This is a genomic window from Frigoribacterium sp. CFBP9030 (genome assembly GCF_034045195.1).
In the GTDB taxonomy this organism is placed as follows: domain Bacteria; phylum Actinomycetota; class Actinomycetes; order Actinomycetales; family Microbacteriaceae; genus Frigoribacterium.
The window spans coordinates 359,302-366,097 of sequence record NZ_JAXCWG010000003.1; the positions used below are offsets into that span (position 1 = coordinate 359,302).

The following is a 6,796-nucleotide window of genomic DNA, read 5'->3' on the forward strand; positions in this document are numbered from 1 at the left end:
CCTCAGACCGCCGACGGCAGTCCGACGATCTCCGAGCTGCGGTCCCACAGGGCGGCGGCGAGCGAGTCGTCCTTCGCCTGGGGCACGACCAGCCCGTTCGGCTTGAGCTGGTCGAAGTAGGTGCCGCTCGGCACGCCGACCGTGCTGGGGCCCGCCAGCTGGATCAGGGGCAGTGCGCCGGCCGCGGCCGAGATGCCGTAGTGACCGTTCGTCAGCACGTTGGCCATCCGCCACATCGGCGAGTCCGCGCCGAAGTTGGTCTTGACGATGCCGGGGTGGAACGAGAACGCCTCGAGACCGGTGCGCTTCGCCAGCTCGCGGATGAACAGGATCGTCTCGATCTTGCTCGTGCCGTACTGCCGCCAGCCGCCGAGCCACGGGCGCTTCGCCCAGTCCAGGTCGTCGAGGCGGACACGACCGAACAGGTTCGCGACGCTCGCCGTCGAGATGACCCGGGCCCGGCTCTCGACCAGTCGGGGCAGCAGCAGCCTGGTCAGCAGGAACGGCGCGAGGTGGTTCGACTGGAGGATCCGCTCGTGCCCGTCGGCCGTCAGCCCCCGCGGGTTGACGAGGCCGCCGGCGTTGTTGGCGAGCACGTCGATGCGAGGGTACCTCTCGAGGAGGCGCTCCGACAGCGAGCGGACGTCGTCCAGTCGGTCGAAGTCGGCCACGAAGGCCGTGCCGCCCACCTCGTCGGCGACGGCGCGCGTGCGCTCGGGGTTGCGACCGACGATCGCGAGATCCGCGCCGCCCTTCGCCAGGGCCTTCGCGGCCTCGCGGCCCAGACCGCTGCTCGCTCCGGTGATGATCACGGTGCGGGTCATCGGTAACCGCCTTCCTCGAGGCCGGCCTCGATCTCGAACCTGTTCGTCAGCGGGTCGCTGCCGGCCAGGAAGTACATCAGTGGCATCAGCATGCCGTATCGACGCCACTGCGTGACGTGCACGGCCTCGTGGCGGAGCACCCGCGGGCCGTCGTTGTGCCGGGTCAGGTAGACCCGGCCGACGCAGGTGCCGCCGCGACGGAAGGCCCACCGGGGCAGGCCACGGCAGACGATCAGGTCGCCGACCACCCGGATGCGACCCGAGCTGAGGGGCACGCCGACGGCGAGCCCCACCAGGGTCGCGAACGAGCAGCCCAGCCGCGACACGGGGGAGTCGAGCAGGATGCCCGTCACGGACGCCCGTAGACGTCGAGCAGCCGGAGCCACACCTCGCTCACGGTCGGGTACGACGGCACGGCGTGCCACAGGCGGTCGATCGGCACCTCGCCGACGACCGCGATCGTCGCGGCGTGCAGCAGATCGCTGACGTCCGGGCCGACGAACGTGGCGCCGACGACCACCTTGCGGCTCTCGTCGACGACGAGCCGGGCCCGGCCCTTGTACGAGTCGGAGTGCAGGGCGGAACCGGCGACCGAGGCGAGGTCGTAGTCGACGACGCGGACGTCGAGCCCGCGCCGGCCTGCGGCCTCGGCGGTCAGGCCCACGCTGGCGACCTCGGGGTCGGTGAAGGTGACCTGCGGCACGGCGGCGTCGTCGGCCGTCGCGACGTGGGTGCCCCACGGCGCGGTGGAGAGCTCGGTGCCCTGCGCGCGGGCGGCGATGACCTCTCCGGCCGCGCGGGCCTGGTACTTGCCCTGGTGGGTGAGGAGCGCGCGGTGGTTGACGTCGCCGACCCCGTACAGCCAGTCGGTGCCGTGCACCAGGAGGGTGTCGTCGACCTGCAGCCAGTCGCCCGGCTCGATGCCGACGTTCTCGAGACCGAGGTCCGAGGTGCGGGGCACGCGCCCGGTCGCGACGAGCACCTCGTCGGCGACGATGGTGCTCCCGTCGTCGAGGGTGACCTCGACGGTGTCGTGCTCGGTGCGGACGACCGACGTCGGCGAGACCCCCAGGCGGAGGTCGACTCCGAGCTCGCGCAGACCGTCGCCCACGAGCTCGCCGGCGAAGGGCTCCTGGCCGCCGAGCAGGCCGCTGCGGGCGATGAGCGAGACGGTCGCGCCGAGCCCCTGGTAGGCCGTGGCCATCTCGGTCGCCACGACGCCGCCGCCGATCACGACGAGGCTCTGCGGGATGCTCTTCGCGCTGGTCGCCTCGCGGCTCGTCCACGGGCGCGCCTCGGCGAGCCCCGGGATGTCGGGCAGCAGGGCGGTCGAGCCGGTGGCGGCGACGACGGCGTGGGTCGCGGTGTGGACGACGCCGTCGACCGTGACCTCCTTGACGCCGGTGATGGTCGCGTGACCGCGGATGAGATCGATGCCGGCCCCCGACACCCAGTCGGCCTGGCCCGAGTCGTCCCAGCCGCTCGTGAAGGAGTCGCGACGGCGGAGGACGGCGGCGACGTCGACGTCGCCGGTCACGGCCTGGGCCGCCCCGTCGACGGCCCGGGCCGCACGCACGACGGCGGTGGAGCGCAGCAGCGCCTTCGACGGCATGCACGCCCAGTAGGAGCACTCGCCGCCGACGAGCTCCCCTTCGACGAGGGCCACCGTCAGCCCCTTGCGCTTGGCGTAGTCCGCCACGTTCTCGCCGACTGCGCCGGCGCCGATCACGATGAGGTCATATGTCGTCATGCCCTGACCGTAGTCCTCGCCCCCGAGCATCCGTCCGGCCGTGCCCTGGCCGTTCCACGCGGCGATCCTGAACGCCGGATGTGCGTTCGGTCGATGTGGACGCGGTGCTCGATACCGTGCAATCACCACGCGCTGACGCGCCAAGCAGAGGAGGTCTTCATGGGACTCGACGACAAGATCAAGAACGCCGCTCAGGACATCGCGGGCAAGGCGAAGGAGGCGGTCGGCGACCACAAGGGCGACGACAGCCTCAAGGCCGAGGGTCAGAAGGACCAGACCGCCGCGAGTGCCAAGAAGACCGGCGAAGACGTGAAAGACGTCTTCAAGTAAGACGCGTCATCACGCCCGGAGCCCGCTCCCCTCGGGGGGCGGGCTTCGTCGTGCGCCCGGCCCGTCGGTCGTGCGCGTCAGTCGTGCGCGCCGGTCGTGTGCGCCGGTCGTGCGCGCGCGTCGCGCCGGTCAGGAGCCGGAGAAGCGCGCCTCGCGGCGCTCCGTGAACGCGGCGAGCCCCTCGCGGGCGTCGTCACTGGTCAGCAGCCGCACCAGTTCGGGTTGCAGGCGCGCCTCGGCCGCGGCCTCGCCCTCGCGCAGCGCGAGTCGCGCGTTCGCCAGAGTCGCCTGCACCGCGAGCGGCGCCTGCGAGGCGATCCGCTCGGCCAGGGCGAGGGCCCGATCGAAGGCGGCCCCCTCGGGGACGACCTCCTGGACGAGCCCGATGCGCCGCGCCTCCTCGGCGTCGAGGAGATCGCCCGTCAGCAGATACCGCATCGCATCGCCCCAGCCGACCCGGCGGGGGAGTCGCGTCGTGGCGCCGCCGAAGGGCAGGATCGCGCGGCTCACCTCGATCTGACCGAAGCGCGTCGACGAGTCGGCCACGACGATGTCGCTCGCCAGCGCCAGTTCGACCCCCAGGGTCAGGCAGGTGCCCTGCACGGCCATGACCACGGGCTTCGTGAGCGAGCTGCCGTCGACCTGCCACGGGTGCAGACCGCCCTCGGGGACGATGTCCAGCCCGGCGTCCGTCACGGCGGGCATGACGTCGCCGAGGTCGAGCCCGGCGGTGAAGTGGTCGCCGTGGGCGAACACGAGACCGACGCGCAGCTCGGGATCGCGGTCGAGGCGGCCGTAGGCGAGCGAGAGCTCGCGCAGCATCCGCAGGTCGGCCGCGTTGCGCTTCTCGGGTCGATCGAGCCCGATGAGGAGCACGTGGCCGCGTCGTTCGACGCTGACCCGGGGGCGGTCGGCGGCGCCGGTGCCGCCCGTCGCGTCGGCGCCGCTCATCGCGAGAGGGCCCCGACGATGCGCAGGATGGTGCCCATGTCGTCCGATGCGCTGGCCGCGTCGACGGGTGCGAACGAGCAGAGCCCCGCGCCGACCAGGGTGAAGCGCGACTTCAGGGCCGTGATGGTGGCGATCAGGGTCGCGAGGTCGATGCCGAAGGGCTGCGGGGCGAGCAGGCCGTCGAGCGTGCCCGGGTCGAGCACGTCGAGGTCGACGTGCAGATACACCTCGGTGGCGCCGGTCTCGGCGACCGCGGCGACGACGTCGTCGGGCGACAGGTCGAGCGACGAGATGGTCGTCACGCGCCGGCTCTCGACGTAGCGGTCTTCGGCGTCGTCGAAGGTGCGCGCGCCGGCGAGCACGATGCGGCTCGGGTCGAGGGGCGTCTCGGCCGGGTCGAGGGTCGGGAGGTCGTCGGCGACGTCGCCGACCAGGGCACGGAGGACCATCCCGCTGAAGGCGCCGCTCTCGCTGCTGCGGGGGCTGTGCAGGTCGGGATGGGCGTCGAACCAGACGACCGCCGTCGAGGGGGTGAGCGCATGCCGCACGGCGCCGAGCTCGATGCCGCAGTCGCCGCCGACGACCAGCGCGGGCGAGTCCGCCGTCGCGAGCTCCTGCTGCAGCGCGTCGGCGACGGTCAGCACCGACGAGAGCCGGTGCACGGGGCTGCCGAGGGAGTCGCCGGCGCCCACGGGGACCTCGACCAGGGTCGTGGCGGACGCGGGCAGATCGCCGAGCACCGCGTAGGCGCCCTCGGCGAGCCGCATGGCCCTCGACGACGGAGAACCCTGCCACTGCGGAACCACGACGAACCTCACGCGCGTCAGTCTGGCACAGCCCGGGGGCGCCGTGGCGGATGATCCGGTGCGCTGCGGAGGCGGCGACGCCGTGCCCCGAGGAGGCGCGGGTCAGCGGGCGAGGGCGGCCTCTCGGGTCTCCCAGGGCCGGCTCGCCCGAGCCACCAGACGTTCGAGCGGACCGCGTCCGACGAACCGGCGCCACAGGGTCGCGTAGACGAGGGTGCCGATCACGGCCGCGACGAGCCAGCCGAGGGGGAGCCCGTACGACCCGATCGTCGACCGGTACGCGGTGAAGAGCGGCGCCGTGATGAGCAGATGCAGGGTGTAGACGGTCAGCGGTTGGGCACCCGTCGCGGCGAGCGGAGCGAGGAGCGCACGGACGACGCGGGTCGCGCTTCCGTCGGGACGGGCCGCGCCGGTGATCACGAGCAGCAGCCCGACGACGGCGAGGGCGACGCCGCCCGAGCCGACGATCTCGGCCGGCATGCCCTCGTGATCGGCGGGGTCGAGAGCCGCGACGGTGGCGGCCCCTGGCAGGAATCGCGCGCCGTAGCCGACGACGGCGGCGATGACGCCGACGATGATCAGCAGTCGCGCCGTCTTCGGCCGGGCCAGGTCGCTGCGGGCGGCGACGAGTCCCGCGATGAGGAACGGCAGCCACACGAGGGCGGGGTAGGCCCCCACGAGCAGGGCGTCCGCCGCGAGACCGGGAAGGCCCGACAGGGTGGTGTCGCCGACCGGGCCGACCGGCACGAGGGTGGCCGCGAACGGGGCCGCGACGGTGACGACCGCGGCGAGGGGGACGAGGAGGCGCCGAGGCAGCCAGAGGACGCCCAGCAGCAGGAGGAACATCACGCCGTAGTAGGGGAGGATCACGAGCACGTAGACGTTCCAGGCCTGCAGCAGGAGTCCGAGCACGATGAGCAGCGCGGCCCGGATGGCGATCGAGGCGGAGACCCTCGCCCGTCGACCGGGCGGCGTCGCGCGGGCCCCGCCGGAGACGAGACCGAGCGAGATCCCGGCAAGGGTGGCGAACAGGATCGCGGAGCGGCCGTCGAAGACGCGCTCGTCGAGCAGCTCCCGCGGCCACATGTGCGCGGCGAACATGCCGAGCACCGCGACACCGCGGGCGACGTCGATCCCGACGAGTCGACCCGACGACGCTGCGGGCGCCGACCGGGGTGACCCGCTCGAGGGGCTCGACGCGCCCGCGGTGCCGACGGTCATGCTCCGAGCTTGAGCGCGGCCAGGCGCGCCTCGATCTCGGTCTGCTCGTCGAGGTCCTCGAGGCCCTCGAACTGCGCGTCGAGACTGGAGGCCGCGAGCTCCTGCTGGCCGAGCACCTTCGCCTCCTCGCGACGCACCTTGTCCTCGAAGCGGCTGATCTCGCTCGTCGGGTCCATCAGGTCGATGCTCTTGACGGCGTCGGCGACCCGCGACTGCGCCTCGGCCGACTTCGCCCGCGCGTTCAGCTCGTCGCGCTTGCTGCTCAGCTGGTCGAGCTTGCCGCGCATCTGCGTCAGACCCGTCTTCAGCTTGTCGACGACCTGCGTCTGCGAGGCGATGGTCGGTTCGGCGTCCTTCGCCTCCTTCTCGGCCGACAGCTGCTTGCCGAGGGCGACCTTCGCCAGGGCGTCGAACTTGTCGGCGTCGACCGTGTTGCCACCGGCGCGCAGCTCGTCGGCCTTCCCGCTCGCAGCGCGCGCCTTGCGCTCCCAGTCGGCGGCGGCGGCGACGTCCTCGGCATGGTCCTGCTCGATGAGACGCAGGTTGCCGATGGTCTGAGCGACGGCGCTCTCGGCCTCCGAGATGCTGCTCGTGTAGTCGCGGACCAGCTGATCGAGCATGAGGCCCGGGTCCTCCGCCTGGTCGAGGAGGCTGTTGATGTTCGCCCTCGTCAGCTGGGCGATGCGACCGAAGATTGACTGCTTCGACATGGGGTGGTCCTTTCGAGTGGGTGGTCGTGGGTCGTGAGTCGTGTCTGGTTCGAAGAGTCCGGGCCAGAGCCGGCCGCCGCCGGAGCGCCTGCCGCCACCGCCGCCACCGCCGCTGCCGCCGGTATCGCCCTCCTCCTCGGCGGCGCGGGCACCTTCGCGCTGTGGAACGCCAACACCGAGGTCGCCGCGGCGAGCGTCACCTCG

The 6,796-nt window shown here is 72.7% G+C and carries 9 protein-coding genes; 2 read left to right on the top strand and 7 right to left on the bottom strand.

All coding sequences use genetic code 11. The features are described from left to right. Positions 1–2 precede the first annotated feature (2 nt). From SOM13_RS05720 to SOM13_RS05730, 3 genes are read right to left on the bottom strand one after another with little or no spacing between them, the layout of a single operon-like run. A complete protein-coding gene (locus SOM13_RS05720) occupies positions 3–824 on the bottom strand; it encodes an SDR family NAD(P)-dependent oxidoreductase (RefSeq protein ID WP_243214225.1) in 822 nt (273 codons plus the stop codon). Beyond that, on the bottom strand, positions 821–1,210 hold the full coding sequence (locus SOM13_RS05725) for a Fe-S oxidoreductase (protein WP_414655509.1): 390 nt from the start codon (positions 1,208–1,210) through the stop codon (positions 821–823). The genes SOM13_RS05720 and SOM13_RS05725 overlap by 4 nt, the downstream gene beginning before the upstream one ends. After that, the gene (locus SOM13_RS05730; RefSeq protein WP_320479095.1) at positions 1,174–2,574 is read right to left on the bottom strand and encodes an NAD(P)/FAD-dependent oxidoreductase; all 1,401 of its coding nucleotides are present in this window, start codon (positions 2,572–2,574) and stop codon (positions 1,174–1,176) included. The genes SOM13_RS05725 and SOM13_RS05730 overlap by 37 nt, the downstream gene beginning before the upstream one ends. 159 nt (positions 2,575–2,733) lie before the next feature. On the opposite strand from SOM13_RS05730, the gene SOM13_RS05735 reads away from it, so the two are divergent. Next, positions 2,734–2,904, top strand: a complete 171-nt coding sequence (locus tag SOM13_RS05735) for a CsbD family protein (protein ID WP_192058164.1) — start codon at positions 2,734–2,736, stop codon at positions 2,902–2,904. A 129-nt stretch (positions 2,905–3,033) separates the two neighbouring features. Here SOM13_RS05735 and SOM13_RS05740 read toward each other — a convergent pair whose 3' ends face one another. From SOM13_RS05740 to SOM13_RS05755, 4 genes are all read right to left on the bottom strand, one after another. Beyond that, on the bottom strand, positions 3,034–3,855 hold the full coding sequence (locus SOM13_RS05740) for a crotonase/enoyl-CoA hydratase family protein (RefSeq protein ID WP_320479096.1): 822 nt from the start codon (positions 3,853–3,855) through the stop codon (positions 3,034–3,036). Then, positions 3,852–4,673: an arginase family protein gene (locus tag SOM13_RS05745; protein WP_320479097.1), complete on the bottom strand. Its 822-nt coding sequence runs from the start codon at positions 4,671–4,673 to the stop codon at positions 3,852–3,854. The genes SOM13_RS05740 and SOM13_RS05745 overlap by 4 nt, the downstream gene beginning before the upstream one ends. A 90-nt stretch (positions 4,674–4,763) precedes the next feature. Further along, the gene (locus SOM13_RS05750; protein WP_320479098.1) at positions 4,764–5,882 is read right to left on the bottom strand and encodes a DUF418 domain-containing protein; all 1,119 of its coding nucleotides are present in this window, start codon (positions 5,880–5,882) and stop codon (positions 4,764–4,766) included. After that, positions 5,879–6,592 (bottom strand): PspA/IM30 family protein, encoded by a 714-nt coding sequence (locus SOM13_RS05755; RefSeq protein WP_192058159.1) that lies wholly within the window; start codon positions 6,590–6,592, stop codon positions 5,879–5,881. Before SOM13_RS05755 ends, SOM13_RS05750 begins: the two co-directional genes overlap by 4 nt. Positions 6,593–6,625: 33 nt before the next feature. Here SOM13_RS05755 and SOM13_RS15365 point away from each other — a divergent pair. Next, positions 6,626–6,796: SipW-dependent-type signal peptide-containing protein (locus tag SOM13_RS15365; RefSeq protein WP_414655511.1), on the top strand; the 171-nt coding region annotated here is incomplete at its 3' end.